The organism is Ensifer sp. WSM1721 (assembly GCF_000513895.2).
Lineage (GTDB): Bacteria > Pseudomonadota > Alphaproteobacteria > Rhizobiales > Rhizobiaceae > Sinorhizobium.
The window spans coordinates 949,984-975,960 of the sequence record NZ_CP165782.1 but is presented as its reverse complement, the minus strand read 5'-3'; the positions used below and the strand labels follow the sequence as shown (position 1 = coordinate 975,960).

The following is a 25,977-nucleotide window of genomic DNA, read 5'->3' as shown; positions in this document are numbered from 1 at the left end:
TCGCGGGCCTTCTTATTGATGGCAGCGCCTCAGGCGAGAACCGCGAGCAACAGTAGCGCCACGATATTGGTGATCTTGATCGCCGGATTGACCGCAGGACCAGCCGTGTCCTTGTAGGGATCACCGACGGTATCGCCGGTCACCGAAGCCTTATGCGCATCCGAGCCCTTCATGTGGCGCGTGCCGTCCTTGTCGACGAAACCGTCCTCGAAGCTCTTCTTCGCATTGTCCCATGCGCCGCCCCCGGACGTCATCGAAACCGCAACGAACAGCCCGTTGACGATGACACCAAGGAGGGAGGCGCCGAGTGCGGCGAAGGCCGAGGCCTTCGAGCCGGAGATCAGCAGCACGCCGAAATAGACGACGATCGGTGCGAGAACCGGCAAGAGCGACGGGATGATCATTTCGCGGATCGCCGCCTTGGTCAGCATGTCGACGGCCCGTCCATAATCCGGGCGGTCCTTGCCTTCCATGATTCCCGGCTTTTCCTTGAACTGCCGGCGCACCTCTTCGACGACAGCACCCCCAGCCCGGCCGACCGCGGTCATGGCTATGCCGCCGAAGAGATAGGGAATGAGGCCGCCGAAGATCAGACCTGCGACGACGTAGGGATTTGAGAGATCGAAGGAGATCGTGCCCACGTCGGCGAAATAAGGATGCTTGTCGCCGTTCGCCGCGAAATAGGTGAGATCGTTGGAATAGGCCGCGAAGAGAACCAGGGCGCCGAGACCCGCAGAGCCGATCGCATAGCCCTTAGTCACGGCCTTGGTCGTATTGCCGACCGCGTCGAGCGCATCGGTCGATTTACGCACTTCCGGCGGCAGATGCGACATCTCGGCAATGCCGCCGGCATTGTCCGTGACCGGCCCGAAGGCATCGAGCGCCACGATCATGCCGGCGAGCCCGAGCATGGCGGTGACGGCGATGGCGGTGCCGAAGAGGCCGGCGAACTGATAGGTGGCGATGATGCCGCCGACGATGACGATCGCCGGCAAGGCGGTCGACTCCAGCGACACGGCGAGCCCCTGGATCACGTTCGTGCCGTGACCGGTGACGGAGGCCTGGGCAATCGAATTCACCGGCCGTTTGTTGGTGCCGGTGTAATATTCGGTGATGACCACGATCAGGGCGGTGACGATGAGGCCGATAATGCCGCATGCGAACAAGGCCCAACCGGTGACATCCTGGCCCGCAACCGTCCCGATCGAACCCCAGCCGATCGTCAGCGACGTCGCCGCCCCGAGGCCGAAGATCGACAGCGCACCGGTGACGATCAACCCGCGATACAGCGCGCCCATGATCGATCCGTTGGTGCCGAGCTTCACGAAGAAGGTGCCGATAATCGAGGTGATGATGCAGGCCGCGCAGATCGCCAACGGATAGATCATGACCGTCGAGAGTACAGGCGTCCCGGCGAAGAAGATCGACGCGAGTACCATGGTCGCGACCACGGAAACCGCATAGGTCTCGAAGAGGTCGGCCGCCATGCCGGCGCAGTCGCCGACATTGTCGCCGACGTTGTCGGCAATTGTCGCCGGATTGCGCGGATCATCCTCGGGAATGCCTGCTTCCACCTTGCCGACGAGATCGCCGCCAACGTCAGCGCCCTTGGTGAAGATCCCGCCGCCGAGACGGGCGAAGATCGAGATCAGCGACGCACCGAAACCGAGCGCCACCAGCGCATCGATCACCTCGCGCGCGGCCGGCTCATGCCCGAGCCCCGCGGTGAGCACGAAGTAGTAGACCGATACCCCCAGTAGCGCGAGACCGGCGACCAGAAGGCCGGTGATCGCGCCGGATTTGAAGGCGATATCGAGACCGGAGGCCAGGCTGACCGAAGCGGCCTGGGCCGTGCGGACATTGGCCCTGACCGAGACATGCATGCCGATGAAGCCGGCCGCGCCCGAAAGCACCGCGCCGATCAGGAAGCCGATCGCCGCTGCGCTCGAGAGAAGCATCCACGCGGCGATGAAGACGACGACACCGACAATGGCAATGGTTGTGTATTGACGCATGAGGTAGGCCTGCGCCCCCTCTCTGATAAAGCCTGCAATCTCCTGCATGCGGGCATTCCCCTGATCGGCGGCAAGCACCGACTGTGTCGCCCAGATGGCATAGACCACCGAAAGCAACCCGCATGCGATAACGCCCAAAAGTATGGTCATTTCGCAACTATCCTCCGTTTCAACCCGCGGGCTCACTCCCTGCCGCAGGCCCCTCTCCGCGAATCGCACGCCGCCTCCTCAAGCGGCGCGTTCTCGCGGCGCGGCCAGAGTGCGGTTGCGAATGTGGATCGTCAAGCCCCTGAAATTGCCCGCGTGCCAGCCTGCCAGTCGCCCGAGAAACTTTGCGGGAAACAACGCTTTTCAGGCGGCGGCTCGCTTGTCCGCGCGGGTCAACAGAAGGAGGAGGAAGAGGCAGAGGCCGGTGACGGGCCAGACCACGGCGTTCAGCATGTCCCATCCGTAAGCTGCGAGAACCTTGCCCGAAGCAAAGGATGAGCCGGCGACAGCGGAGAATAGAACGATGTCGTGAAAGCCCTGAATCTTATCCGCCTCGTGCGGCCGGTAGCTCTGGGCGACAATCGCTGTTGCACCGATGAAGCCGAAGTTCCAACCGAGCCCGAGAAGGACGAGCGCGCCCCAGAAGTTCCAGAGCGCGATGCCGAGGTGGGCAATCGCCGCACATGCCATCAGCAAGAGCAGACCGCAGCCGACGATGCGCTCGGCGCCGAACCGGCTGATCAACCAGCCCGTCACGAAGCTTGGACCGAACATCGCCAGCACATGCCATTGAATGCCAAGCGTCGCGAGATCGTTCGAAAATCCGCAACCGACGACCATGGCTATTGGCGCTCCCGTCATCATGAAGGTCATCAGCGCATAGGCGGAAATGCCGCAGATCATGCCGGTCAGGAAGCGCTGGCTGCCGACGATCTCGCGCAATGGCCGTGCGGGAAGCGATGCATGCCCGGCCGATGCCGCCTTATGATCCGGCAACCGCAAGGGAGCGAAGAAGAAAAGCGCAGCAAGACAAACCGGCAGCAGCGCGACGAAGGCGCCGGCGAACCATACGGGGGCGAAGTAATCACCGGCCAGGATGACGATCTGAGGACCAAGGATCGCCGAGACGATGCCACCGCCTAGAATCCAGGAAATGGCCTTCGGCTTGTAGAAGGAGGGCGACGCGTCGGCGGCGGCAAAACGGAGCTTCTGCGTGAAGCCGTTGGAAGAGCCGAGAATGGCCAGGCCGGCTGCGAACAGCCAGAAACTTTCCCGGAAGAGGGCAGCCGTCGCCACCAGGCCTCCGATCGCGGCGATCGCGGCGCCGATCATGAACGCATAGCGCCTGCCGAGGAGCCGCGACAGCATTGCCACGAGGATCACGCCGAGCGCCATGCCGACATTGTAGGCGGTGAGCGGGGCGGTCGCGAGGGACTTGTCGTCGCCGAGCAACTGGTGGCCGGCAACGCCGCCGACAGCAAAGCTGATCGGCCCGACGACGCCGAGCAGCGCCTGGGCCATCGAGAGCAGGAACACGTTCCGGCGCGCCTCGCGAAGAACCGTGCCCATATCTTCCGCGGCCGCAGCAACCATCGGGCTATTTCCGCCGTTCGCCGCGGACTTGCTTGGCGATCCGGTCGAGAACGGCGTTGACGAGCTTCGGCTCCTCGTCCTCGAAAAAGGCCTTGGCGATCTCGACATATTCGGTGACGATCACCGGAACCGGAACGTCCTTGCGCTCGAGTATCTCGAAGGTGCCTGCGCGCAGGATCGCGCGGACGGTCGAATCGAGCCGCGAAAGCGCCCAATCGTCCTGAAGGGCCGAGCCGATCAACGGGTCGAGCTTACGCTGGTCGCGCACGACGCCGGAAACGATCGAGCGGAACCAGGCGGCATCCGCCTTCAAATAGGTGTCGCCGTCCAGTTCCTTGCCGAGGCGATGCTCTTCGTATTCGGAGACGATCTCCAGGACGCCGGTGCCGCCAACATCCATCTGGTAAAGCGCCTGAACGGCCGCGAGGCGCGCCGCGCCACGCTGGTTCACCTGTTTCCGCGGCTGATCCGAGGGGGTATTCGTCACTTTTCTGCGCCCAATTTATTCTTCAATTCAATCATGGTGAGGGCCGCGCGTCCGGCAAAGCCGCCCTTGTCGCCCTCCGACCGACGGGCACGCGCCCAGGCCTGGTCGTCATTCTCGACCGTCAGGATACCGTTGCCGAGCGCAAGGCTTTCACTGACGGCGAGGTCCATCAGGGCGCGCGCGGACTCGTTGGCGACGATGTCGAAATGATAGGTTTCGCCACGGATCACCATACCGAGTGCAACGAAGCCGTCATATTCGGTTCCGCCTTCATCCGCACCGTCGAGCGCCATGGCGATCGCCGCGGGAATTTCCAACGCCCCGGGGACGGTCACGATATCATAAGTGGCGCCGGCTGCATCGAGCGCGTGTTTCGCTCCGTCGAGCAAAGCGTCGGCCAGATCGTCATAGAATCGCGCTTCCACAATCAGGATGTGGACGGGCTTGGTTTTCGCCATGGATCACCTGTCTTGAAAAACCGGGCCGGACTTGCCGGCGCAGGCGTGCGGTCAAACCATGCCCGGCACGGAATGGCAAGCAAATTCCGCCGAACGGGTTTATTTGCCGCGCCGATAGCCGCCTTCCATGCGGCAGCGCCGCCGGATCGCCGAGCGGAGGCGGCGCCTTTGTTGCCAATCGTAAACTTTGCGCAATGCCACCGCCTCGGAAAGCACGCAATCCGCTTTGCAACGAAGCCGAGTACCCTTAAAACCTCAACTATGACTGGTGCCAAAGCCTGCATGGCTGAGGTGTTCATCGGAGGAGGAAGAAACGTCATGGCGGAAGCGCGGAAGCCGATCGTCAATCCGAAAAATCTCGATCTCGACCACTGGCGCCAAGGCTCGTTCTTCGAGTGTCGCGATGCCTCCTTCGGCATGCTGCTTGGCCTCGACAACCTCGGCATTAGCTACGGCGAGGTTCCGCCGGGAAAATCGGGATGCCCGTTCCATAACCATCATGTCGAAGAAGAGCTGTTCGTCGTTCTCGAGGGAGAGGGAACATACCGGTTCGGCAGCGAACGCTATGTGGTCGGACCTGGCGACGTGCTCGGAGCCCCCGCCGGCGGCCCCGAGACAGCGCATCACCTCATCAATACCGGCACCGTGCCGCTCAGATATCTGGCCATTTCCACGGTGGCGGCGACAGAGATCTGTGAATATCCCGATTCCGGCAAGTTCCTCGCGAAGACACGTCGGCCGGGCGAGGCGAAGGCATCGTTCCGCTTCATCGGCCGCGCTCCGTCGACCGCGGACTATTGGGACGGCGAGCCGGGCGCCTGACTTTCATTTCCCCGCAGAGAACAATCGGAGAAAACATGCATCGCGTGCCTACCATAGAAACCGAGCGGCTTCTGTTGCGCCCCTATCGGCGCGACGATTTCCCCGCCTACAGTGCCCTGTTCGCCGATGAAGAGGTCACCCGCTACATCGGTGGCGTTCCTTACTCCCGCGAGCAATCCTGGACGCGCTTCCTGCGCCAGGTCGGCATGTGGCACTATTTCGGCTTCGGCTTCTTCGCGATCCAGGAGAAGGAGAGCGGCGCCTTCATCGGCGAAGCCGGTTTTCATGACGCCCATCGCCAGATGACACCATCGCTAGAAGGTACGATGGAAATGGGCTGGGCAATCTCTCCCCGGAATCATGGCCGCGGTCTTGCAACGGAGGCCGTCACAGCCGCCCTCGCCTGGGGCGACCGGGCATTTCCCGGATTGCTGAAGACCTGCATCATAGATCCCAACAACCAGGCTTCGATCCGCGTTGCGCTCAAGCACGGCTTCAAGGAAGTCCGGCGTACCAAGTATCACAGCAAGCCGATGATCATGTTCGAGCGACGCTCGGCGAACGCGCCCTGAAGCGAGGCGCAAGCGATGGCGGGAGAACGCTTGCTCGCAGGTTGCGACGGCAAGTTCCGGTAAATAGAACATGAACAATTTTTAATTATTTCTCAGTCGCTTACGCCACGGAAACGGCCAGATTCGCGCCCAACTTCTAACCGTTGGCAAGGCGCGAGACCCCGGCCCAAGACGTGGAACCGCCGCGCCAACCAGTCGAAACGGTCCAGCGCCCCTTGCTGCGGATGACCTCGTCCGCAAACGGTCAGTGCTGGCCAAAGCGAAAGACGCTTCGGCGAAAAACCGCGCCCGGTTGTCCGAGGCGGAGGTCGCACGAAAACAAGGAACATGACAATGAACCGCATCACGAAAATTTCCGTCATCGCCGCCCTCTCTGCTTTGACGTTCGGCGGTATCTCCCATGCCGCCAGCGTCGAAATGAACTGGCCGCGCCAGATCGATCAGACGGTTCGTACCTTCAAGGGCGATGATTTCAGGGTCGTCGACGTCGACACGCTTAGCGGTATGAGCGAGGTTCGGTCGCGGATCAATGACGAGACCCCGCAACAGGTGGCGGCGCTACAATCCGCCATCGAGGCCAACAAGCCTCTGGCGGCGAAGCTGGAAACGCGAAACGTCGAGATGAAGAACATAGCAGGTGCCGCACAGGCAGCCGATGGCAGCCTGACAATTTATGTCCGTTGAGCCTCCCCGCGGGCAATGAGCACCATCACATCCGCCCTCTCCGGGGCGGATGTGATTTGGGCGGTGCCGTTTTTGGGCAGAAGCGGTTCCCGTTGGATGCCCGTCATCACGCCGCAGGCGCTGGAAACTCCGCCAGCCGGGCCGCATAACGCGCCATCGTGTCGACTTCGAAGTTGACCAGATCGCCAGCCTGGCGTTCGCCCCAGGTTGTAACGTCCAGCGAGTGGCGGATCAGAAGCACATCGAACTCGGCGCCGTCGACCTTGTTCACGGTGAGCGACGTGCCGTCGAGCGCCACGGAGCCCTTTGGAGCAACGAACTTCGCGAGGTGCTCCGGCGCCCGCAAGCGAAAGCGCACCGCGTCTCCTTCCGGTTCGACGGCGAGAATCTCCGCCTTGCCGTCGACGTGCCCCGAAACGATGTGGCCGCCAAGCTCGTCGCCGATCTTCAGCGAGCGCTCGAGATTGATGCGCGTGCCCTCTCCCCACTCGCCGATGGTCGTCAGCCGCAGCGCCTCTTCCCAGGCCTCGACTTCGAACCAGCGCTCGTTACTGCCGGCCTCCGGCAGGGCCGTGACGGTCAGGCATACGCCGGCATGGGCGATAGAGGCTCCCATATCGATCGTCTTCGGATCGTAGTTGGTCGCGACGCGCAGTTTGATGCCTTCTCTGAGCGATGTAACCTTCTCCACCGTGCCTATGTCCGTGATGATACCAGTGAACATCAGCTCTCTCTTTCGTAATCCTCGAAAATATCGTCGCCGTAGCGCGCCGTGCGTCGGAGCGTGAAGCCCGCCGGAACGGACTTCCGTTCAAATGGGGAACGAATGGCCCCTTCGCCAATGGCCTCAGGACCGGTGAAGAGCAGGATGCGGTCGACGAGGCCGGCGTCGAGGAAGTCACGCGCCGCGCGCGCGCCGCCCTCGACGAGGAGAGATGAGATGCCGCGTGAGGCAAGTGCCGTCAAAAGATCGGCAATCGTATCGGCATTCAGCACCTCGACGCCTGCGGCTTCCAGCTTTGCCCGGCGCCCAGCGTAGTCGTTCCCGCTCCCCGCAAGCGGGGCTGAGGTAAAGGGCAACGCGGTGCGTCCACTCTGCCCCTCGTCCTCCCTCCGGGCACCTTCGCCCCACGCGTGGGGAGAAGGAAAGCCGGCGTCACCGGTAACCACGATCAGCGGAATGTCGCGGGCCGAGCGCACCAATTTCGAGTCGGCGGGCAACTCAAGGCGGCGGTCGAGCACGATCCGAATGGGAGAGCGCTCTTCAAGCCCCAGCAACCGTACGGTGAGTTCCGGATCGTCGGCGCTGGCCGTACCGATGCCGACGAGGATCGCATCCGTCTCGGCGCGCAGCACCTGCACCTGAGCGCGCGAGATTGCGCCAGTGATCCTGACCTGCCCCTCCCCCTTGCGACCGATCATGCCGTCGGCGGAAACCGCAAGCTTCAGAGTCACATGCGGGCGTTTCATGCGGTGACGCATGAGGTAGGCCTCGAGCGCCCGCTCCCCGTCGTCATGCAGGACACCGATGTCGACGGCAATGCCGGCCTCCCGCAGCATGACCACGCCGCGGCCGGCGACGCGCTCGTCCGGATCGAGAATCGCAACGACGACGCGGGCAATGCCCGACGCGATCAGCGCATCGGCGCAGGGCGGCGTCTTGCCGTGGTGTGAACAGGGCTCGAGCGTGACATAGGCGGTGGCGCGGCTTGCCCTCTCTCCGGCCTCGGCAAGGGCCTGCGTCTCGGCATGCGGGCGCCCGCCCGGAGCCGTCACGGCCCGGCCGACGATCGTGCCATCCTTGACGATAAGGCAGCCGACCGAGGGATTGGTCGATGTGAGGCCGAGATTGCTTCGCGCCAGCCGCAGCGCCGCCGCCATGAACCGTTCGTCCTCGCGCGTCGGCCCACCCATCCTGCACTCCAAACCGGTCTACTCGCTCGGATCGCGTGCGATTTTGGCACTGATCTCGGCGATGACTTTCTCGAAATCCTCGGCGTGGGAGAAATCCCTATAGACGGAGGCATAGCGAACGAAAGCGACATCGTCGAGGCTTTTCAAGGCTTCGAGCACCTGGAGGCCGATTTCCTCCGAGGGTATCTCGGTCTCGCCGGAGCTTTCAAGGCGGCGAACGATGCCAGAGACCGCCCGCTCAATGCGATCGCGGTCGACCGGCCGCTTGCGAAGCGCGATCTCGAACGAGCGCAACAGCTTGTCCCGGTCGAAAGGCACCTTCCGACCGGTCTTCTTGATGATCATCAGCTCGCGCAACTGCACCCGCTCGAACGTCGTGAAGCGGCCGCCGCAATCCGGGCAGATGCGGCGGCGGCGAATGGCGTTCCCGTCCTCTGCCGGACGGGAATCCTTCACCTGACTATCTTCCGAACCGCAATAGGGGCAGCGCATGCAGCCGTCCGATCACATATAGCCGTACATCGGGAAGCGTTCGGTGAGCCTCATCACCTTGTCGCGAACGCCCGCCTCGACAGCGGCGTTGCCCTCATCGGAATTCGCGACCTTGAGGCCGTCGAGCACCTCGACGATCAGCTCGCCGATTTCCTTGAATTCCGCCTCCTTGAAGCCACGCGTCGTGCCGGCCGGCGTGCCGAGACGGACGCCGGATGTGACGAAGGGCTTTTCCGGATCGAAGGGAATGCCGTTCTTGTTGCAGGTGATGTAGGCGCGGCCGAGCGCCGCTTCGGCGCGCTTACCGGTCGCATTCTTCTTGCGCAGGTCGACGAGCATCAGGTGGTTGTCGGTGCCGCCGGAAACGATGTCGAGACCGTTTGCCTTCAGCGTCTCGGCAAGGGTGCGGGCATTCTTGACGATCTGCGCCGCGTATTCCTTGAAGGAGGGCTGCAGCGCCTCGCCGAAGGCGACGGCCTTGGCGGCGATCACATGCATAAGCGGCCCGCCCTGGAGACCGGGGAAGACGGCGGAGTTGATCTTCTTGGCGATTTCCTCGTCATTGGTGAGGATCATGCCGCCGCGCGGACCGCGCAGCGACTTGTGGGTCGTCGTCGTCGCGACGTGGCAATGCGGGAACGGCGAAGGATGCTGGCCACCGGCGACGAGGCCGGCGATATGCGCCATGTCGACCATCAGCCAGGCGCCGATCTCGTCGGCGATCTCGCGGAAGCGCTTCCAGTCCCAGATGCGCGAATAGGCGGTGCCGCCGGCGATGATCAGCTTCGGCTTGTGCTTGCGCGCCTTCTCGGCGACGTCGTCCATGTCGAGCAGATGATCGTTTTCGCGCACGCCGTAGGAGACCACGTTGAACCATTTGCCCGACATGTTCACGGGAGAACCGTGCGTCAGGTGACCGCCCGAATTGAGGTCGAGACCCATGAAAGTGTCGCCCGGCTGCAGGAGCGCGAGAAAGACCGCCTGGTTCATCTGCGAGCCCGAATTCGGCTGCACGTTGGCGAAGTTGACGCCGAAAAGCTTCTTGGCGCGCTCGATCGCCAGTTCCTCGGCGATATCGACGAACTGGCAGCCGCCGTAGTAGCGCTTGCCCGGATAACCTTCGGCATATTTGTTCGTCATGATCGAGCCCTGGGCTTCGAGCACGGCGCGAGACACGATATTCTCGGAGGCGATCAGCTCGATCTCATGGCGCTGGCGACCCAGCTCCTTCTCGATCGCACCGAAGATTTCCGGATCGCTGTCGGCGAGAGAGCGGGTGAAGAAGGCGTCATTGGTCTGTTGAAGCATGGGCTCGCGGCTCCTCTCAAGGGTGGCTGTTCCTTTAACTTCCTCGCACGCGGAGAGCAATATCCGCTGTGCGGTTTGCGCCATTTCCACCATCCGCCGCGCCCAAAAATCGCGACCTGGCGAACATGAAAAAGCCGCCCATTCCTAGGAACGGGCGGCCTCGGTCTGGAATTGCGGTACTTTGCTTATTGCGGCAAGGCGTCCGCGTCGATGGCGCCGGGCGATTGCTCGATCCCCGTCGTCGTTTGCAGGGCGAGCTCGGCTGCCCCGTCGCGCTGATAGATATCGTCGCGGAACTGGACGACATGGTCCTTTGCCGACCAAGCGGTGATGTAGGTGAAATAGACCGGCACCTCTTCGGCAAGTTTGATCGGCGTGTTGACCCCCGACTTGATCGTCGCCTCGATCTGCTGGCGCGACCAGCCCGGCGTTTCCTTGAGCAGCCAGGTCGAGAGGTCGCGGACGTTCTGCACGCGCACGCAACCCGACGATTCGAAGCGCATCAGCTTGTTGAACAGGCCCTGTTGCGGCGTGTCGTGCATATAGACGGCATGCTCGTTGTGGAAGTTGATCTTCGTCGAGGACATCGCGTTGATCTTGCCCGGATCCTGGCGGAACATGAGGTTCGGCGCCTTCTCGGCGTTCCAGTCGACCGTCTCCGGCGAAACCTCGTTGCCGCTCGCGTCGAAGAGCCGGATCGCGTTGCGCTCGAGATAGGTCGGATCCTTGCGCATCAAGGGCATGATGTCCTTCTGGACGATCGAACGCGGCGCGGTCCAGTAGGGATTGAGAATGACCTCGTAGATCTTGGAATTGAGGATCGGCGACTGCCGGTCGATCTTGCCGACGATCGCCGTGTGGCGCAGCACGACTCGGCCGTTCTCGACCGCCTCGATATAGGCGGCGGGGATGTTGACCATCACGTAGCGGCGGCCGAGATCGCCGGACATCGACTGAAGCCGTACGAGGTTGGTTTCGAGCTGGGCCAAGCGGGTGTTGGCGTCGACGTTCAGGGCTTTCAGTGTGAATTCGCCTATCACGCCGTCAGCCGGCAGGCCGTGGCGCGCCTGGAAGCGCTTGACCGCGCCGTCGACATAGGAGTCGAAGGAAGAGGAAATGCCGGCCGACTGCGGCAGATCGCCGGAGGCCATCAGGCGCTGACGCAACTGCTGGACGGACGGATCGGTAACGCCGAGCTCAAGCCTAACGGTCGACGGAGGCGAAACCGTCGGCCAGCCACCAGCGGCGACGATCTGCTGATGATCGTAGATCGCCTGCTGCACATGAGCGAGCGTTTCGGGGCCGAAGACGGGCGTGTTGGAGAGAACCGCCGTCGCCGTGCGCGATGCCTTGGCGTCGAACTGGTCGTCCCACGAGCCGCGGCGCGGGGAATTGATGATCTCGTTCAGCGCATCCTGGGCAGCAGCGGCGCCGGCCCAGGCGGCCGCGCCAAACATTGCGGCCGAACGCAGAAATGCACGGCGCGAGAAAGCATCAATTCCGTTCTTTTTCGACATAGTCCCACCATCTCAATGCGCAAAACGCGCTGCCCGAGCCCTAGCACGAACATGGTTAACAAACGTAAACCCGCGTGCCGCCGCGGCTCTCACATCGCCGTCACGATAGCGCGAGCGAGAGCCTCTCCCGGCAGGCCGACTGTGAAACGAATCACGGTTACAAGCACGAGCGTAGACCTGCCGCATCGAAGCGTCGCTGTCATAGCAATATGGCCAATTCGTGTCTCGGCGGAGCCGGGCGCAAGACTCGATGGAGCTTTGGCGACAACCACATCGGGCAAAAGCAGCAAAGGTCGGACACGCAGGGATTGCGCCCGACCCTTGGAACTGGAGGTAGAAGCCGCCTCGATCAGAGGCGATACATGATGGTGTCGTTCCAGAAGCGGTCGAGGCGCTGCAGGAGCTTGTTCATCTTGGTGAATTCGTCGGAACCGATGCCACCCACCTTCTCGATCGAGCCGATGTGGCGCTCGTAGAGCTTGGCGACGGTCTCGGCGATTTCCTGTCCCTCTTCCGTCAGGCTGATGCGAACCGAGCGGCGGTCGACGCGGGAGCGCTGGTGATTGATAAGGCCGAGGTCGACGAGTTTCTTGACGTTATAGGAGACGTTGGAGCCGAGATAATACCCGCGGGAGCGGAGTTCGCCGGCGGTGAGTTCGGAGTTGCCGATGTTGAACAACAGGAGCGCCTGGACGGCGTTGACGTCGCTGCGCCCCTGGCGGTCGAATTCGTCCTTGATGACGTCGAGCAGGCGGCGATGCAGGCGCTCGACGAGGTGAAGGGATTCCATATAGAGACCACGGATCGTTTCTTCCTGCGGGTCTCGGGGCGCAGCAACCTGCGACTTCGTCTTGATGTTCATTTTACTGCCTCACTGTTTCGTTTGGCGGTGTTTCTTTGTCTTCCCGCCTTGAGTGAGACCCTATCGAATACGTATAAAATTCTACTTAAACCGCAGCCTTAACATGTACTTACCGTCCACGGAGCCTGTCTCAGGGTGAATCAACCCTTACCTTCCGGGCCTGGCGCAGCCGCTGATACAAAAGCGCGGCGCGGAAGAGAACGAAGGTCACGGCAACGGCCCCGTGGAGCAGGACAAGAAGCGGGCGGGGGCCAAAGATGCCCGGATAGAACTTGTCCATGGCGAGTTCCGTCGCGGCAGCGACCACCCAAACGACGGGTCCCCAGGAGACCAAAAGCCAGAGTCCAATCGCTGCGACCGGGTAGACGACCGCAAGGGCTGTCGCGGCCGCGCGCCACTCGGGCGACAAGAGATCGAAGCGCCCCGCGCCACCATGGGAAAAGCCGATAAGCATCGCCCAATAGTTCAACGCGAACCAGAAGCAGATCACGGAAACCAGACGTAGGAACCAGCCGAAGAGTACCTCGGTCAGCGACGGTTTCGGTGCGTGGACAGAATCATGATGCATGGGCGGCACGATAGGCCGAGCGCCGGCAGACCACCAGCACGAACGGCGGGAAAGCACCGTGACGCACACGACGCGCGGGAAGAAATGCCGCAGCCCGATGCCCGTAACGTGGTTTTCAACTGGCTGAGACGCGTGATAAACCGCCTGCTTGCATGAACACGAGAGAAGGACGCGGCGCGATGAACGACAGGACAAATCTTGTGGACAGGATCACCGGACATCGCCGCATGCGCCGCAACCGCAAGGCGGACTGGACGCGCCGGCTGGTGCAGGAGAACCGCCTGACGGTGGACGATCTGATCTGGCCGATCTTTATCGTCCCCGGCAGCGGTGTCGTCCAGCCGATCGAGGCAATGCCAGGTGTCAACCGCATGAGCGTCGACAAGGCCGTCGAGGCGGTGAAGGAAGCGGCGGACCTCGGCATCCCGGCGATTGCCACCTTCCCCAACATCGACATGGCGCTCCGCGACGAGACCGGCTCGAACAGCCTCGCTGCCGACAATCTCATCAATCAGGCGACCCGGGCCATCAAAAAGGCCGTGCCGAACATCGGCGTCATCACCGACGTGGCGCTCGACCCGTTCACCAGCCACGGCCATGACGGCATTCTGCGCAACGGGGAGATCGCCAATGACGAGACGGTGGAAACGGTCGCCAAGGCGGCAGTGATCCAGGCGGATGCCGGCTCCGACATCATCGCGCCGTCGGAAATGATGGATGGCCGGATCGGCGCAATTCGAGAGGCACTCGACGCGGCCGGTCACCAGAATGTCGGCATCATGTCCTATGCGACGAAATTCGCCTCCGCCTTCTACGGCCCCTATCGCGAGGCGATCGGTACCGGCGGGCTGCTCAAGGGCGACAAGAAGACCTATTACATCGATCCGGCGAACGGCACCGAAGCGATCCGCGATGCAGCCCTGGACGTCGAGGAAGGCGCCGACATGCTGATGGTCAAACCCGGCCTGCCTTATCTCGATATCTGCTGGCGGATGAAGGAAGCTTTCGGATTGCCGGTCTTCGCCTACCAGGTTTCGGGCGAATACACGCAGATTAAAGCCGCAGCAGCCAATGGCTGGATAGACGGCGAACGGGTGGTGCTGGAGACGCTGCTCGCCTTCAAGCGGGCCGGCTGCGATGGAATTCTAAGCTATTTCGCGGTCGAGGTGGCGAAGATATTGGCAAGACGGTGAGCGCCGGGCGGCGGAACCAAGCCACGCATTGTTTTGCCGAATTCACTCCCCATATGTGATCGGAACGCTGCGAGGGCTGACATGAGCATGCACGACGAAGAGCTCCGACTTCCGAGCCAGGACTGGCGCGCCTACCAGGGCGTGTTGTCACGCCGGGTGCTCGCCTTCATTCTCGACTACGTGATCGTCGCGCTGCTCTGGATTCCGGCAGCGGTGGTCGTGTTTTTCCTCGGCATTCTGACGCTCGGCCTCGGCTTTTTCCTCTATCCCATCCTCTTCGCGCTGGTGGCGATGCTTTACTTCGGACTGACGGTCGGGGGTCGCGAGCAGGCCTCGCCCGGGATGAGGATCATGGGCGTCGCGATCGCCCGTACGGATGGCAGGCCCATGGATTTCCTGACGGCCATCGTCCATCTCGCGATCTTCTGGATCGCCAACGCACTGCTGACACCGCTCATCCTGCTGATCGGCCTCTTCACCGACCGGGGCCGGCTGCTGCATGATCTCCTGATCGGCACCGTCGCTGTCCGGCGCGACATGTACTGACAGGAACCTGCAGCGCGACGCCGCTCGCACCAAGCGGTAGACCGTCTGAACTTTTGCCCGCTCCTGCCCGAAGGAGTGTGTTGACGTTTTCCATTCTTCGGCCATGCTATTATGATGAGCTACCGCACGAAGAGTAATCCCCACGCTCGATGAACACGCAGACCGCACCGTCCCCTCAGTTCTACCTGACTGCACCGGCAGCCTGCCCCTACCTGCCGAAGCAGATGGAACGGAAGGTCTTTACCCATATGGTGGGAGAGCGCGCGCCCGAGCTTAACGATCTTCTCACGCAGGGGGGCTTCCGTCGGTCGCAGAACATCGCCTACAGGCCTGCCTGCGAGACCTGCCGGGCTTGCATTTCGGTGCGCATCCTCGCCAATGAATTCGCGCCGACACGCTCGATGCGCCGCGTGCTTGCCGCCAACCGCGATGTCGTTTCGGCCGAATATCCGGCCGAGCCGTCGAGCGAACAGTACAACCTCTTCCGCCGCTATCTCGACTGTCGCCATCAAAAGGGCGGCATGTCCGACATGTCGGTCCTCGACTACGCGATGATGGTCGAGGATACCCATGTGCACACCAAGATCATCGAATACCGGCTGCGGGTCGAAGGCGACGGCATCAACGAGAAGGTGAGAGGGCCTCTCATCGCCACTGCGCTCACCGACCGGATGAGCGACGGATTGTCGATGGTCTATTCCTTTTTCGATCCGGCTTTGTCGGAGCGCTCCCTCGGCACCTTCATGATCCTCGACCATATCCGCCGGGCGAGAGAGCGCGGCCTGCCCCATGTTTATCTCGGCTATTGGGTCAAGGGGTCGCGCAAGATGGGTTATAAAACAAAGTTTTTGCCGCAGGAGCACCTTATGGCGCGCGGTTGGGAACGCTATGCTGGCGAGCACGAATCCAACGAAACCGCCACGGACTGAAAATTGCCTCTCTCCCCTGACGCCGCGCAGCACCGGCGCGGCCTTGCCATCACCGGCCTCGGTGGCCTTGCGCTTTCCTTCGATATACCACTCATCCGTTCGGCAAACGGAGAGGTGTGGTCGATCCTTGCCGTACGCAGCCTCTCGACTTTCGCAGTCGCGATCGCGGCCTGGTTCGTCATCAACCGTCTGCTCGGCCGCCGCATCGCATTGATCCCCGGCAAGACCGGTCTGATCGCCGGCCTCTTCTATGGCATCAATTCCTTCACGTTCCTGCTCGCCGTGTTCAACACGTCGACCGCAAACGTCGTCTTCGTCCTCGCCTTCACCTCGATGTTCGCGGCGCTCCTCTCGTGGATCTTCCTGAAGGAGCGCCCCTCGAACGCCACGCTGCTGACGATGGCGATCATGATCTTCGGCGTCGGAGTGATCGTCCGGGACGGGCTTCAAAGCGGGCACCTCTTCGGCGATGCCATGGCCGTCTGCTCGGCCCTACTGCTCGCCAGTGCCATAACCGTCAGCCGCGCCAGCGGCCGGGATATGGCGCTCGTGCCGCTGACCACCGCAATCTTCCCGGCGATCGCCGCGCTGGTGCTTCTGCCGTCAAGCGGCCTGTCGATCGCCGAGCCCGGTTACATCCTCTTCAACGGACTGATCATGATCCCGCTCGCCTTTTTCTGCCTGGCAACGGGACCGCGATACCTTTCCGCTCCGGAAGTCGGCATGTTCTATCTCCTGGAGACGATACTCGCGCCGATCTGGGTATGGTTCGCCTTCTCGGAGGTCCCGACGCGCCAGACGCTGCTTGGCGGCGCCATCCTCGTCCTTGCCCTTTTCGGCCATTCGCTGTGGCAGATGCGGATCAAGGCGACAAGGACGCGCCTCGCCTGCCCGGAAGTCACCGGATGATCAGGCCGCGCCGCTGGAGATGATTTTGGTCGGTTCGACCAAAAATCGTGCACGTCGTTGTCCCACCCTTGCTGTATCAGCTCTGCTCGGACGATCCGCCATCCGGCGAAAGTTCCTGCATTTGCGAGCGCATGGCCCAGAGTTCGCGGTTGGTGTCGATCCACTCCGCGGCGATTTCCAAGGGAGCGGGATCGGCCGTGACGAGCTCCTTCCCGTCTTGCCGGCGCCGAGCGATCAATCCTGCTGCTTCGAGGACAATCAAATGTTTGGCGAGGACGGCCTGCTCGAAGCCGATGGCTGCAGCGATTTCCGCTGCGGACATCTCACCGGCGAGGAGAATTTCGAGTATGCGGCGTCGGGTGGGATCCGAAATCGCCAGCAACGTATCGTCAAGGGCTGAACTCATCGCACTCATCTCCCTTGCCACATAGTTCTCAAATCCGGGCCGATTTGAGGAATCATGCAGGAGATCAAGGAATTCCAGCGAGCTTCCGTGCGCACCGGCAAAAAACCCGGCGCTCTCAATCAACTTTGATCCGCGGACGGTACCGACTTGCAAGCGCCGAGTCTGGGGACGTCAGCCGCTGAACTTGCCGCTTCGCGGGAAGCCTTTCGGCACGATCCGGCCGGCGGAGGCACGATCGCCGAGCCACTCGATCAGTTCGTCCTTGGTCTTTGTGAATACGCGGCCGGCGCTGTCTTCCCAAGTGAGCCCTTCGGCGATGGTGAAGCAGCGGATGTCGGAGATGCCGCCGTCCTTGTAGCGCTGCAGGCGAACCCCCTTGCCACGCGCCATTTCGGGGATCTGGACGAGCGGGAAAACGAGCATCTTGCGATTGTCGCCGACGACGGCGACATGATCGCCCTTGACCGCAACGACGAGCTTGGCTTCGTCCGGCATCGCGACATTCATCACCTGCTTGCCCTTGCGGGTATTGGCGACGATATCGCTTTCAGCGACGACGAAGCCGTTGCCCGCTGCCGAGGAAATGATGAGCTTGCGCGTCGGATCGTGCACGAGCGCAGTCAGCACGTCCTGGTCGTTCTCCATGTCCACCATGATGCGCAAGGGCTCGCCGTGACCCCGTCCGCCCGGCAGCTTGTCTCCGCCGAGCGTGTAGACCTTGCCGCCCGTCGTGAAGACAAGGATCTTGTCCGTCGTCTGCGCCGGAAATGCCACCTTCAGCGCATCGCCCTCCTTGAACTGGAGGGACGAGGTGTCCGCGATGTGGCCCTTGAGGGCACGGATCCAGCCCTTCTCCGAGATGACGACGGTGATCGGCTCCTTTTCGATCATCGCCTGCTGGATGGCCTCGACATCGGCGTCCGGGGCCTCGGCGAAGGAACTGCGGCGCTTGCCGAGTTCGGTCGCCTTGGCGAATTTCTTCTTGACCTCGCCGATCTCCCAGGCGACCGCCTGCCACTGCTTGTCATCCGAAGCGAGCAGCGCCTCGATTTCCGCTTTCTCTTTCGAAAGCGCGTCGAACTCGGTGCGGATTTCGAATTCCTCGAGCTTGCGCAAGGAGCGCAGGCGCATGTTGAGGATCGCTTCGGCCTGGTTGTCGGTGAGCACGAAGCGCTCGATCATCACTGCCTTCGGCTCGTCCTCCTCACGGATGATGCGGATGACCTCGTCGATGTTCAGGTAGGCGATGAGGTAGCCGCCGAGGATCTCCAGCCGCCGGTCGATCGCGGCGAGCCTGTGCCGCGAGCGCCGCTGCAGGACCTCGCGGCGATGCGCCAGCCATTCGCTCAACACCTCGTTCAGCGCCATGACCCGCGGCACGCGGCCCATCGACAGCACGTTCATGTTGAGCGGAATGCGGCTTTCGAGCTCCGTCAGCTTGAAGAGCGATTCCATCAGGATGTTGGCGTCGACCGAGCGGCTCTTCGGCACGAGAACGATGCGCACATCCTCTGCCGATTCGTCGCGGATATCCTCGAGCAGCGGCAGTTTGCGCGCGATGAGCAACTCGGCGATCTTCTCGATCAGGCGCGACTTCTGCACCTGGTAGGGAATTTCGGTGACGACGATCTGATAGCCGCCGCGCCCCAATTCCTCCACGGCCCAGCGCGCGCGGACTCGGAAGCCGCCGCGGCCGGTCCGATAGGACTCGATCATGCTGGCGCGGCTCTCGACGATGATGCCGCCCGTCGGGAAATCCGGTCCCTCGATGCCGCCGCGCTGCGGGTTGGCGGGGTCGAAGAGCAAGTCCTCCACCGTCGCATTCGGGTGCCGGATGAGATAGAGCGCCGCATCGCAGAGCTCATGGGCATTATGCGGCGGGACCGACGTCGCCATGCCGACGGCAATACCCGACGCGCCGTTGGCGAGAAGGTTCGGGAAGGCGCCGGGAAGTACCGTCGGCTCCTGGTCCTCCTCGTTGTAAGTCGGACGGAAATCGACGGCGTCCTGATCGATCCCCTCCAAAAGGAGGGCCGCGACCTCGGTCATCTTCGCTTCGGTGTAACGATAGGCGGCGGCATTGTCGCCGTCGATATTGCCGAAGTTGCCTTGCCCGTCGACCACGGGGTAGCGCTGCGAGAAATCCTGAGCGAGACGCACCAGCGCATCGTAGACCGACTGGTCGCCATGCGGATGGAACTTACCGATTACATCGCCGACGATGCGGGCGCATTTCTTGAACGAGGAGTTGGGCCTGAGCCCCATCTCGCTCATCGCATGAATGATCCGGCGATGGACAGGCTTCAGTCCGTCGCGGACGTCCGGCAGCGCGCGATGCATGATGGTCGACAGCGCGTAGGCGAGATAGCGCTCTTCCAGCGCCGCCTTGAGGTCAACCGGCTGAATGTGGTCATCGCCGCCAGAGGGCGGCAAAAGGCTTTGTCCCATATGCCCTTGCTACCGCAACCGCTCCCCGACGGCAAGAATCCGAGGCAATCGCACTGTGGAGAACGCGCCGCGGGCCTTGCCTATATCTTCGGTTGCAGCAACCGTGGCCCGGTAATTTTCCGGAAAGCATGATCCGCAGGGAACAACCGGCATCCGACTCGGCGATATAAATTCGCCCCGTTTCGGATTAGTGTCGGACCTGCCGATTTGGCCGGTCAGGGGCGGGAATGAATGGACGTGTCAAACTTGGAACGTGAGCGACCGAATTACTTCGGTGTCCTCGCCTTCGCGCGACCTGTCATCTGGCGCGCAAGGACGTAGTTGACGCATTCCACGACCAACGCCAAAACTATCTGCAGCACACCTCCGAAACAGCCTCACAATCAAACATTTTTTACAAGGAACAACGCAATGACGCATACGCGCACGATCCGCCTGATGATGGCCAGCGCCGCCCTCCTCACGCTTGCCGGCCCGGCCTTCGCCCTGGACGGCGCGGACATGATGAAGAAACTGAGTGCCGCGTTCGAGGTGAACGGCACGTCGGTTACCTTTGACAAGGCCGAAGCGAACGGCGATGTGGTGACGGCGAGCGGCGTCAAACTGCAGGTGGCAGCACAGCCCGGCGAGTCGATCAAAATAGGCGACGTGACGTTCGAAGGCGTCGAGGAAACCGACGGGGGTGGCTATTACGCCGAAACGGTTTCCTTCGCAGACGTCAATGTGAGCGAGAAAGAGGACAGCGTCTCCATCAAGGATATCGCGATCGGCGGCCTTTCGATTCCCGCCAATGCCTCGGGCGGCACCATCGATGACATTCTGCTTTACGAGTCGTTCGGCACCGGCCCGATGGAGGTCAAGGTCAAGGGCAAGGACGTGTTCAAGATCGCCAGCATCGAGAGCAATCTGACCCGGCGGGAAAATGATGCCGGATTCGATTTCGATGGCACAATGAATGGATTGTACGCCGATCTCTCGGAAGTCGAGGACGCCAAGGCAAAGGACGCGATCGAGAAGCTCGGCCTGAAGCAGATCGACGGCCAGATGACGATGAAGGGAAGCTGGGAACTCGAGAGCGGCAATCTCGCCGTCGAGGAATATGCGCTCGACTTCAAGAATATCGGCCGGCTGAACATCGCCATGGATTTCTCCGGCTACACGCTTCAGTTCATGAAGGCGCTGCAGGAGGCGAACAAGGCCGCACAAGCCAATCCGAACAAGGAAGAGGCTAACCAGGCCATGGGTCTCGCCATGCTCGGCCTCATGCAGCAACTGACGTTCAACAGCGCCTCGATCCGTTTCGACGACGCTTCGATCACCAAGAAGGCGCTCGACTACGCCGGCAGCCAACAGGGCGTCACGGGCGAGCAACTGGCGCAGTCGCTGAAAGCCATGGTGCCGATCATGATGGCGCAGCTCAACATCCCGGAATTGCAGAACCAGGTATCGGCCGCGGTCAACGCCTATCTCGACGCTCCGAAGAGCCTCACCATCAGCGCCGAGCCGGAGAAGCCGGTGCCGTTCCCCATGATCATGGGCGCCGCCATGGGCGCACCGAACACGATCCCCTCCGTTCTCGGCGTCAAGGTGACGGCGAACGACTGAACCTCGCGATGCATCGACGAGGTGCGGCCGTGCGGGCCCCATCTGGAACGCAAAACCCGGCGGCACTGTCGCCGGGTTTTTTCTTGTCCCGGAGATTGATGCTATGATGCCGCTTGATGCTTAAAGGCCACCGCCTATCTATTTCATCGGTTGCCGACAGTTGGGCAATTGCCGACCGATGAAACGGAAGGAGTACGCCATGGGACTGAAGCAGTCGGATATCACCGCCATTCTAGGGCCCGTCGACGAAACTTTGATGGCCGAACTTCTTGCCACCGGCGCGACCGCGAGCGAGCTTGCCGAAGCGATCGCTTGGGTCAACAACGACGAGGCCCTGATCGGCGAGGGCCGCCATCTTCCGGCCGGCCGCGTCGCGGCGTTGATCGACATCCTGACGCCCGACGACGACGAGGAGTGAACGTGGAAACGACGGCGTAGAGCAGAGGTGCCCTGCTCTGCGCGTTTCAGGCGGCCGTTAAGGAGCGATGCCCGCCGATACGGAAGCGGGCACGAAGACATCGCAAAAATTCCGTGTTGAGGGAGGGCCACATGGCTGCCAAGGAAGTCAAATTCACCACCGATGCCCGCGATCGGATGCTGCGCGGGGTGGATATCATGGCCAACGCCGTCCGGGTCACGCTTGGCCCCAAGGGCCGGAACGTGGTGATCGAAAAGTCCTTCGGCGCGCCGCGAATCACCAAGGACGGCGTTTCCGTTGCCAAGGAAATCGAACTCGAGGACAAGTTCGAGAACATGGGCGCGCAGATGCTGCGCGAAGTCGCCTCCCGCACGAGCGACGTCGCCGGCGACGGCACGACGACCGCAACTGTGCTCGCGCAGGCGATCGTTCGCGAAGGCGCCAAGGCCGTTGCTGCCGGCATGAACCCGATGGACCTGAAGCGCGGCATCGATCTCGCGGTCGACGCGATCGTCAAGGAACTCAAGAACAATGCCCGCAAGGTCTCCAAGAATGCGGAAATCGCCCAAGTCGCCACCATTTCCGCCAATGGCGATGCCGAAATCGGCCGTTATCTCGCCGAAGCGATGGAAAAGGTCGGCAATGAAGGCGTGATCACCGTCGAGGAGGCGAAGACCGCCGAGATAGAGCTCGAGGTCGTCGAGGGCATGCAGTTCGACCGGGGTTATCTGTCGCCTTATTTCATCACCAATCAGGAGAAGATGCGGGTCGAGCTGGAGGATGCCTACATTCTCATCCACGAGAAGAAGCTCTCCAACCTCCAGGCGATGATTCCCGTCCTCGAGTCGGTCATCCAGGCCGGCAAGCCGCTTCTCATCATCGCCGAAGACGTCGAGGGCGAGGCGCTCGCCACGCTCGTCGTCAACAAGCTGCGCGGTGGTCTGAAGGTGGCGGCCGTGAAGGCACCCGGCTTCGGCGACCGCCGCAAGGCCATGCTGGAAGACATCGCGATCCTGACGGGCGGCACCGTGGTTTCGGAGGAACTCGGCGTCAAGCTCGAACACGTGTCGGTGGATACGCTCGGCCGCGCGAAGCGCGTGATGGTGGAAAAGGAGACGACGACGATCGTCGACGGCGCCGGTTCCAAGGAGGACATCAAGGGCCGCGTCGCCCAGATTAAGGCGCAGATCGAGGATACGACCTCGGACTACGACAGGGAAAAGCTGCAGGAGCGGCTCGCCAAGCTTGCCGGGGGCGTCGCCGTTATTCGCGTCGGCGGCTCGACCGAGATCGAGGTCAAGGAAAAGAAGGACCGCGTCGACGACGCGCTGCACGCAACACGCGCCGCGGTCGAGGAAGGCATCCTGCCCGGCGGCGGCGTTGCGCTCTTGCGCGTCGTCAGAGCGCTCGACAACCTTGCGACAGCCAATGACGACCAGCGCGTGGGAATCGAGATCGTCCGCCGGGCGATCGAGGCACCCGTTCGCCAAATCGCCGAGAATTCGGGTGCCGAAGGGTCGATTATCGTCGGGAGGCTCAAAGAGAAACCGGAATTTGCCTATGGCTGGAACGCCCAGACCGGGGAATTCGGAGACCTTTTCGACATGGGCGTCATCGACCCGGCCAAGGTCGTGCGCACGGCGCTGCAGGACGCCGCCTCTGTCGCTGGTCTTCTCGTGACGACAGAAGCGATGATCGCGGAGAAGCCGAAGAAGGATGGGCAGCCGCAGATGCCGCCCACCCCCGGCATGGACTTCTGAGCGTAGTTGAACGGGGCGCGGTCCTCGCGCCCCGACGCCCCTTCCCTCACGCGGGCTCCGTGTCAATCCCCGCCTCGGCGAGTTCCTTGAAGCCGCCGATGTTGAACACAGACGTATAGCCCATATCCTGAAGCGTCTTGCCCGCAAGGGCCGAACGGCCGCCGGAGGCACAATGAAGCAGGATCGTCTTGTCCTTCTGGAATACGGGATTGTGGTATTGGCTCTCCGGGTCGGCGCGAAACTCCAGCATCCCTCGCGAAACGTTCACCGCCCCCTTGAGCTTGCCGGTTTGCAGAACCTCCGTCGGATCGCGAACATCGACAATGAGCACATCACCGGAGCGCATCTTATCGGCGGCCTCAGTGGGAGACAATTTCGGGACGGCACTATTTGCTTCTGCCAACAGGTCCTTGACGTTCTTCGCCATCGTTCCCTCCAATAGGTTGCCATGGAGCAACGGAGAAAGGGAACGCTTTGAAGGCACCTCTGTCAAGGCGAGCATCGAATAACATTTTCGGGGGATCCAAGGGCATGCCCGCAACGAGCGGTCGCAGACGAGATTGCTTCCTGCTCGGCTTCCCGAGTCCAAAGAAAAACCCGGCTAGGTCATCGCCGGGTTTTTCGAAAAGATCAGTCCTTCTTCTGCGGGATCGGACGGATCGCCAACTCCCTGAGCTGCGCCGGCGTCGCCGGCGATGGCGCGCCCATCAGGAGGTCGACCGCCTGCTGGTTCATCGGGAAGAGCGAAATCTCGCGCAGGTTCTTGGCTCCGACCAGCAGCATGACGATGCGGTCGATACCGAAGGCCATGCCGCCGTGCGGCGGGGCACCGTACTGGAAGGCGCGGTAGAGACCGCCGAACTGTTCTTCGACGTCGGCTTGGCTGAGGCCGACGTTCTCGAAAGCCTTCACCATCAGCTCCGGCGACTGGTTGCGGATAGAGCCCGAGGCAATCTCGAAGCCGTTGCAGACCATGTCGTATTGGAATGCCTTGATCGACAGGAGATCATCGCCGGACAGCGCTGTGAGGCCGCCCTGCGGCATCGAGAACGGGTTGTGGGCGAAGTCGACGCGCTTCTCATCCTCGTTCCACTCATAGAACGGGAAGTCGACGATCCAGCACAGTTCGAAGCGGTCGCGATCGACGAGGTTCAGTTCCTCGCCGGCCTTGGTGCGCGCCTCGCCGGCGAACTTGTAGAATTTCGCCGGCTCGCCGGCGACGAAGAAGCAGGCGTCACCGTCGTCGAGACCAAGCTGCGTGCGGATCGCATCGGTGCGCTCCTCGCCGATATTCTTAGCGAGCGGACCAGCGCCTTCGAGCTTCTCGCCCTCCTTGCGCCAGAAGATGTAGCCGAGACCCGGCTGGCCTTGGCTCTGGGCCCAGGCGTTCATGCGGTCGCAGAATGCGCGCGAGCCGCCGGTCTTGGCGGGGATCGCCCAGATCTCCACCCTGGGGTTGGAGGCGATCATGTTGGCGAAGACCTTGAAGCCGGAGCCGGCGAAATGGTCCGTGACTTCCTGCATCTCGATCGGGTTTCTGAGATCCGGCTTGTCGGAACCGTATTTGCGGATCGCCGTGTCATAGGGGATGCGCGGAAACTTTTCCGTCACCGGCTTGCCGCCGGCGAAATCGGTGAAGATAGAGCGGATCATCGGCTCCATGGTGTCCCAGACGTCTTCCTGCTCGACGAAGCTCATCTCGAGGTCAAGCTGGTAGAATTCGCCAGGGAGACGATCGGCGCGCGGATCCTCGTCGCGGAAGCAGGGTGCGATCTGGAAGTAGCGGTCGAAGCCGGCGACCATCAGAAGCTGCTTATATTGCTGCGGCGCCTGCGGCAACGCGTAGAAATTGCCAGGATGGAGGCGGCTCGGCACCAGGAAGTCGCGAGCGCCTTCCGGCGACGAGGCGGTCAGGATCGGCGTCGTGTATTCGGTGAAGCCGATCTCCGTCATTCGCCGGCGCATGGCGGCGATGATCTCCGTGCGCTTGACGATGTTCCTGTGCAGGGTCTCGCGACGGAGATCGAGGAAGCGGTACTTGAGGCGCACGTCTTCCGGATAGTCCGGCTCGCCGAAAACCGGCAGCGGCAGTTCCTTGGCGGCGGACAGAGCCTCGATCTCGCGGGCATAGAGCTCGATCTCACCGGTCGGCATGTTCTTGTTGACGGTCTCTTCGGTGCGCGCCTTGACGATGCCGTCGACGCGAATGACCCATTCGCCGCGCACGGTCTCGGCCATCTTGAAGGCCGGCGAGTCCGGATCGGCGACAACCTGTGTCAGGCCATAGTGATCGCGCAGGTCGATGAACAGCACGCCGCCATGATCGCGGACGCGGTGAACCCAGCCGGAGAGGCGAACGGTGGAGCCGACATCCGATTTGCGGAGAGCGGCACAGGTGTGGCTGCGGTAACGGTGCATCATCTAGTCCTGGAATTGCAAAAAGGCCGCGCAGCTCGCAAAACGGCGCACGGCGGCATGTTCAA

Annotated in this window: 25 protein-coding genes; 10 read left to right on the top strand and 15 right to left on the bottom strand. The window is 62.2% G+C overall.

Translation table 11 applies throughout. The annotated features are described in order from the left end of the window. Positions 1-29: 29 nt before the first annotated feature. The 4 genes from M728_RS04710 to ribH all read right to left on the bottom strand — a co-directional run bounded on the left by M728_RS04710 (position 30) and on the right by ribH (position 4,541). Complete coding sequence (locus tag M728_RS04710; RefSeq protein WP_026619266.1) at positions 30-2,165, bottom strand: sodium-translocating pyrophosphatase; 2,136 nt, start codon at positions 2,163-2,165, stop codon at positions 30-32. A 201-nt stretch (positions 2,166-2,366) separates the two neighbouring features. Beyond that, entirely contained in the window at positions 2,367-3,596 is a 1,230-nt protein-coding gene (locus tag M728_RS04705) for an MFS transporter (protein WP_026619265.1), read from the bottom strand. Positions 3,597-3,600: 4 nt separating this feature from the next. After that, entirely contained in the window at positions 3,601-4,083 is a 483-nt protein-coding gene (nusB, locus tag M728_RS04700) for a transcription antitermination factor NusB (RefSeq protein ID WP_026619264.1), read from the bottom strand. Then, positions 4,080-4,541: a 6,7-dimethyl-8-ribityllumazine synthase gene (gene ribH / locus M728_RS04695; RefSeq protein ID WP_026619263.1), complete on the bottom strand. Its 462-nt coding sequence runs from the start codon at positions 4,539-4,541 to the stop codon at positions 4,080-4,082. Before ribH ends, nusB begins: the two co-directional genes overlap by 4 nt. A 318-nt stretch (positions 4,542-4,859) precedes the next feature. On the opposite strand from ribH, the gene M728_RS04690 reads away from it, so the two are divergent. The 3 genes from M728_RS04690 to M728_RS04680 all read left to right on the top strand — a co-directional run bounded on the left by M728_RS04690 (position 4,860) and on the right by M728_RS04680 (position 6,619). Beyond that, a complete protein-coding gene (locus tag M728_RS04690) occupies positions 4,860-5,363 on the top strand; it encodes a cupin domain-containing protein (protein WP_026619262.1) in 504 nt (167 codons plus the stop codon). 35 nt (positions 5,364-5,398) lie between these two features. Then, complete coding sequence (locus M728_RS04685; protein WP_026619261.1) at positions 5,399-5,935, top strand: GNAT family N-acetyltransferase; 537 nt, start codon at positions 5,399-5,401, stop codon at positions 5,933-5,935. Positions 5,936-6,268: 333 nt separating this feature from the next. Continuing rightward, a complete protein-coding gene (locus M728_RS04680; protein WP_026619260.1) occupies positions 6,269-6,619 on the top strand; it encodes a hypothetical protein in 351 nt (116 codons plus the stop codon). A gap of 106 nt (positions 6,620-6,725) precedes the next feature. Here M728_RS04680 and M728_RS04675 read toward each other — a convergent pair whose 3' ends face one another. From M728_RS04675 to M728_RS04645, 7 genes are all read right to left on the bottom strand, one after another. Beyond that, positions 6,726-7,343 carry a riboflavin synthase gene (locus M728_RS04675; protein ID WP_026619259.1) on the bottom strand — a complete coding sequence of 206 codons (618 nt, stop codon included), beginning with the start codon at positions 7,341-7,343 and terminating at the stop codon, positions 6,726-6,728. Continuing rightward, positions 7,343-8,533, bottom strand: a complete 1,191-nt coding sequence (gene ribD, locus M728_RS04670; RefSeq protein ID WP_026619258.1) for a bifunctional diaminohydroxyphosphoribosylaminopyrimidine deaminase/5-amino-6-(5-phosphoribosylamino)uracil reductase RibD — start codon at positions 8,531-8,533, stop codon at positions 7,343-7,345. Before ribD ends, M728_RS04675 begins: the two co-directional genes overlap by 1 nt. Positions 8,534-8,551: 18 nt before the next feature. Further along, positions 8,552-9,025: a transcriptional regulator NrdR gene (gene nrdR / locus M728_RS04665; protein ID WP_026612571.1), complete on the bottom strand. Its 474-nt coding sequence runs from the start codon at positions 9,023-9,025 to the stop codon at positions 8,552-8,554. A 12-nt stretch (positions 9,026-9,037) separates the two neighbouring features. After that, the gene (glyA, locus tag M728_RS04660) at positions 9,038-10,333 is read right to left on the bottom strand and encodes a serine hydroxymethyltransferase (protein WP_026619257.1); all 1,296 of its coding nucleotides are present in this window, start codon (positions 10,331-10,333) and stop codon (positions 9,038-9,040) included. A 185-nt stretch (positions 10,334-10,518) separates the two neighbouring features. Beyond that, positions 10,519-11,850: a murein L,D-transpeptidase gene (locus tag M728_RS04655; protein WP_026619256.1), complete on the bottom strand. Its 1,332-nt coding sequence runs from the start codon at positions 11,848-11,850 to the stop codon at positions 10,519-10,521. Positions 11,851-12,199: 349 nt separating this feature from the next. After that, positions 12,200-12,712 carry a transcriptional regulator LdtR gene (gene ldtR / locus M728_RS04650; protein WP_026619255.1) on the bottom strand — a complete coding sequence of 171 codons (513 nt, stop codon included), beginning with the start codon at positions 12,710-12,712 and terminating at the stop codon, positions 12,200-12,202. A 130-nt stretch (positions 12,713-12,842) separates the two neighbouring features. Then, positions 12,843-13,280, bottom strand: coding sequence for a DUF6163 family protein (locus tag M728_RS04645; RefSeq protein ID WP_026619254.1), 438 nt, complete (start codon positions 13,278-13,280; stop codon positions 12,843-12,845). A gap of 179 nt (positions 13,281-13,459) precedes the next feature. On the opposite strand from M728_RS04645, the gene hemB reads away from it, so the two are divergent. From hemB to M728_RS04625, 4 genes are all read left to right on the top strand, one after another. Next, positions 13,460-14,473: a porphobilinogen synthase gene (gene hemB, locus M728_RS04640; RefSeq protein WP_026619253.1), complete on the top strand. Its 1,014-nt coding sequence runs from the start codon at positions 13,460-13,462 to the stop codon at positions 14,471-14,473. An 81-nt stretch (positions 14,474-14,554) separates the two neighbouring features. Next, positions 14,555-15,019 carry an RDD family protein gene (locus tag M728_RS04635; RefSeq protein ID WP_026619252.1) on the top strand — a complete coding sequence of 155 codons (465 nt, stop codon included), beginning with the start codon at positions 14,555-14,557 and terminating at the stop codon, positions 15,017-15,019. Positions 15,020-15,168: 149 nt separating this feature from the next. After that, on the top strand, positions 15,169-15,948 hold the full coding sequence (locus tag M728_RS04630) for an arginyltransferase (RefSeq protein ID WP_026619251.1): 780 nt from the start codon (positions 15,169-15,171) through the stop codon (positions 15,946-15,948). A 3-nt stretch (positions 15,949-15,951) separates the two neighbouring features. Further along, complete coding sequence (locus M728_RS04625; RefSeq protein ID WP_026619250.1) at positions 15,952-16,857, top strand: DMT family transporter; 906 nt, start codon at positions 15,952-15,954, stop codon at positions 16,855-16,857. A gap of 76 nt (positions 16,858-16,933) precedes the next feature. On the opposite strand, the gene M728_RS04620 is transcribed toward M728_RS04625, so the two are convergent. Together M728_RS04620 and parC are read right to left on the bottom strand one after the other, a co-directional pair. Continuing rightward, positions 16,934-17,272: a helix-turn-helix transcriptional regulator gene (locus tag M728_RS04620; protein ID WP_026619249.1), complete on the bottom strand. Its 339-nt coding sequence runs from the start codon at positions 17,270-17,272 to the stop codon at positions 16,934-16,936. Between the two features lie 162 nt (positions 17,273-17,434). Next, a complete protein-coding gene (gene parC / locus M728_RS04615; protein ID WP_026619248.1) occupies positions 17,435-19,711 on the bottom strand; it encodes a DNA topoisomerase IV subunit A in 2,277 nt (758 codons plus the stop codon). A 411-nt stretch (positions 19,712-20,122) separates the two neighbouring features. Here parC and M728_RS04610 point away from each other — a divergent pair, with 411 nt between their 5' ends. The 3 genes from M728_RS04610 (at position 20,123) to groL (ending at position 23,494) form a co-directional block, all read left to right on the top strand. Beyond that, positions 20,123-21,316, top strand: coding sequence for a hypothetical protein (locus M728_RS04610; RefSeq protein WP_026619247.1), 1,194 nt, complete (start codon positions 20,123-20,125; stop codon positions 21,314-21,316). 199 nt (positions 21,317-21,515) lie between these two features. Beyond that, on the top strand, positions 21,516-21,734 hold the full coding sequence (locus M728_RS04605; protein WP_026612583.1) for a hypothetical protein: 219 nt from the start codon (positions 21,516-21,518) through the stop codon (positions 21,732-21,734). 131 nt (positions 21,735-21,865) lie between these two features. Beyond that, positions 21,866-23,494, top strand: coding sequence for a chaperonin GroEL (groL, locus tag M728_RS04600; RefSeq protein WP_026619246.1), 1,629 nt, complete (start codon positions 21,866-21,868; stop codon positions 23,492-23,494). 46 nt (positions 23,495-23,540) lie between these two features. On the opposite strand, the gene M728_RS04595 is transcribed toward groL, so the two are convergent. Beyond that, entirely contained in the window at positions 23,541-23,921 is a 381-nt protein-coding gene (locus tag M728_RS04595) for a rhodanese-like domain-containing protein (protein WP_026619245.1), read from the bottom strand. 203 nt (positions 23,922-24,124) lie between these two features. Beyond that, positions 24,125-25,912: an aspartate--tRNA ligase gene (aspS, locus tag M728_RS04590; protein ID WP_026619244.1), complete on the bottom strand. Its 1,788-nt coding sequence runs from the start codon at positions 25,910-25,912 to the stop codon at positions 24,125-24,127. Positions 25,913-25,977 lie beyond the last annotated feature (65 nt).

Bases quoted from the DNA above. Each gene is read 5' to 3' on its own strand.
- M728_RS04605 (WP_026612583.1), top strand. From the start codon at position 21,516: ATGGGACTGAAGCAGTCGGATATCACCGCCATTCTAGGGCCCGTCGAC.
- aspS (WP_026619244.1), bottom strand. From the start codon at position 25,912: ATGCACCGTTACCGCAGCCACACCTGTGCCGCTCTCCGCAAATCGGAT.
- M728_RS04675 (WP_026619259.1), bottom strand. From the start codon at position 7,343: ATGTTCACTGGTATCATCACGGACATAGGCACGGTGGAGAAGGTTACA.
- M728_RS04630 (WP_026619251.1), top strand. From the start codon at position 15,169: ATGAACACGCAGACCGCACCGTCCCCTCAGTTCTACCTGACTGCACCG.
- M728_RS04635 (WP_026619252.1), top strand. From the start codon at position 14,555: ATGAGCATGCACGACGAAGAGCTCCGACTTCCGAGCCAGGACTGGCGC.
- glyA (WP_026619257.1), bottom strand. From the start codon at position 10,333: ATGCTTCAACAGACCAATGACGCCTTCTTCACCCGCTCTCTCGCCGAC.
- M728_RS04620 (WP_026619249.1), bottom strand. From the start codon at position 17,272: ATGAGTGCGATGAGTTCAGCCCTTGACGATACGTTGCTGGCGATTTCG.
- M728_RS04705 (WP_026619265.1), bottom strand. From the start codon at position 3,596: ATGGTTGCTGCGGCCGCGGAAGATATGGGCACGGTTCTTCGCGAGGCG.
- ribD (WP_026619258.1), bottom strand. From the start codon at position 8,533: ATGGGTGGGCCGACGCGCGAGGACGAACGGTTCATGGCGGCGGCGCTG.
- M728_RS04685 (WP_026619261.1), top strand. From the start codon at position 5,399: ATGCATCGCGTGCCTACCATAGAAACCGAGCGGCTTCTGTTGCGCCCC.
- groL (WP_026619246.1), top strand. From the start codon at position 21,866: ATGGCTGCCAAGGAAGTCAAATTCACCACCGATGCCCGCGATCGGATG.
- M728_RS04710 (WP_026619266.1), bottom strand. From the start codon at position 2,165: ATGACCATACTTTTGGGCGTTATCGCATGCGGGTTGCTTTCGGTGGTC.
- nrdR (WP_026612571.1), bottom strand. From the start codon at position 9,025: ATGCGCTGCCCCTATTGCGGTTCGGAAGATAGTCAGGTGAAGGATTCC.
- parC (WP_026619248.1), bottom strand. From the start codon at position 19,711: ATGGGACAAAGCCTTTTGCCGCCCTCTGGCGGCGATGACCACATTCAG.
- ribH (WP_026619263.1), bottom strand. From the start codon at position 4,541: ATGGCGAAAACCAAGCCCGTCCACATCCTGATTGTGGAAGCGCGATTC.
- M728_RS04655 (WP_026619256.1), bottom strand. From the start codon at position 11,850: ATGTCGAAAAAGAACGGAATTGATGCTTTCTCGCGCCGTGCATTTCTG.
- M728_RS04680 (WP_026619260.1), top strand. From the start codon at position 6,269: ATGAACCGCATCACGAAAATTTCCGTCATCGCCGCCCTCTCTGCTTTG.
- M728_RS04645 (WP_026619254.1), bottom strand. From the start codon at position 13,280: ATGCATCATGATTCTGTCCACGCACCGAAACCGTCGCTGACCGAGGTA.
- M728_RS04595 (WP_026619245.1), bottom strand. From the start codon at position 23,921: ATGGCGAAGAACGTCAAGGACCTGTTGGCAGAAGCAAATAGTGCCGTC.
- M728_RS04690 (WP_026619262.1), top strand. From the start codon at position 4,860: ATGGCGGAAGCGCGGAAGCCGATCGTCAATCCGAAAAATCTCGATCTC.
- hemB (WP_026619253.1), top strand. From the start codon at position 13,460: ATGAACGACAGGACAAATCTTGTGGACAGGATCACCGGACATCGCCGC.
- ldtR (WP_026619255.1), bottom strand. From the start codon at position 12,712: ATGAACATCAAGACGAAGTCGCAGGTTGCTGCGCCCCGAGACCCGCAG.
- M728_RS04610 (WP_026619247.1), top strand. From the start codon at position 20,123: ATGACGCATACGCGCACGATCCGCCTGATGATGGCCAGCGCCGCCCTC.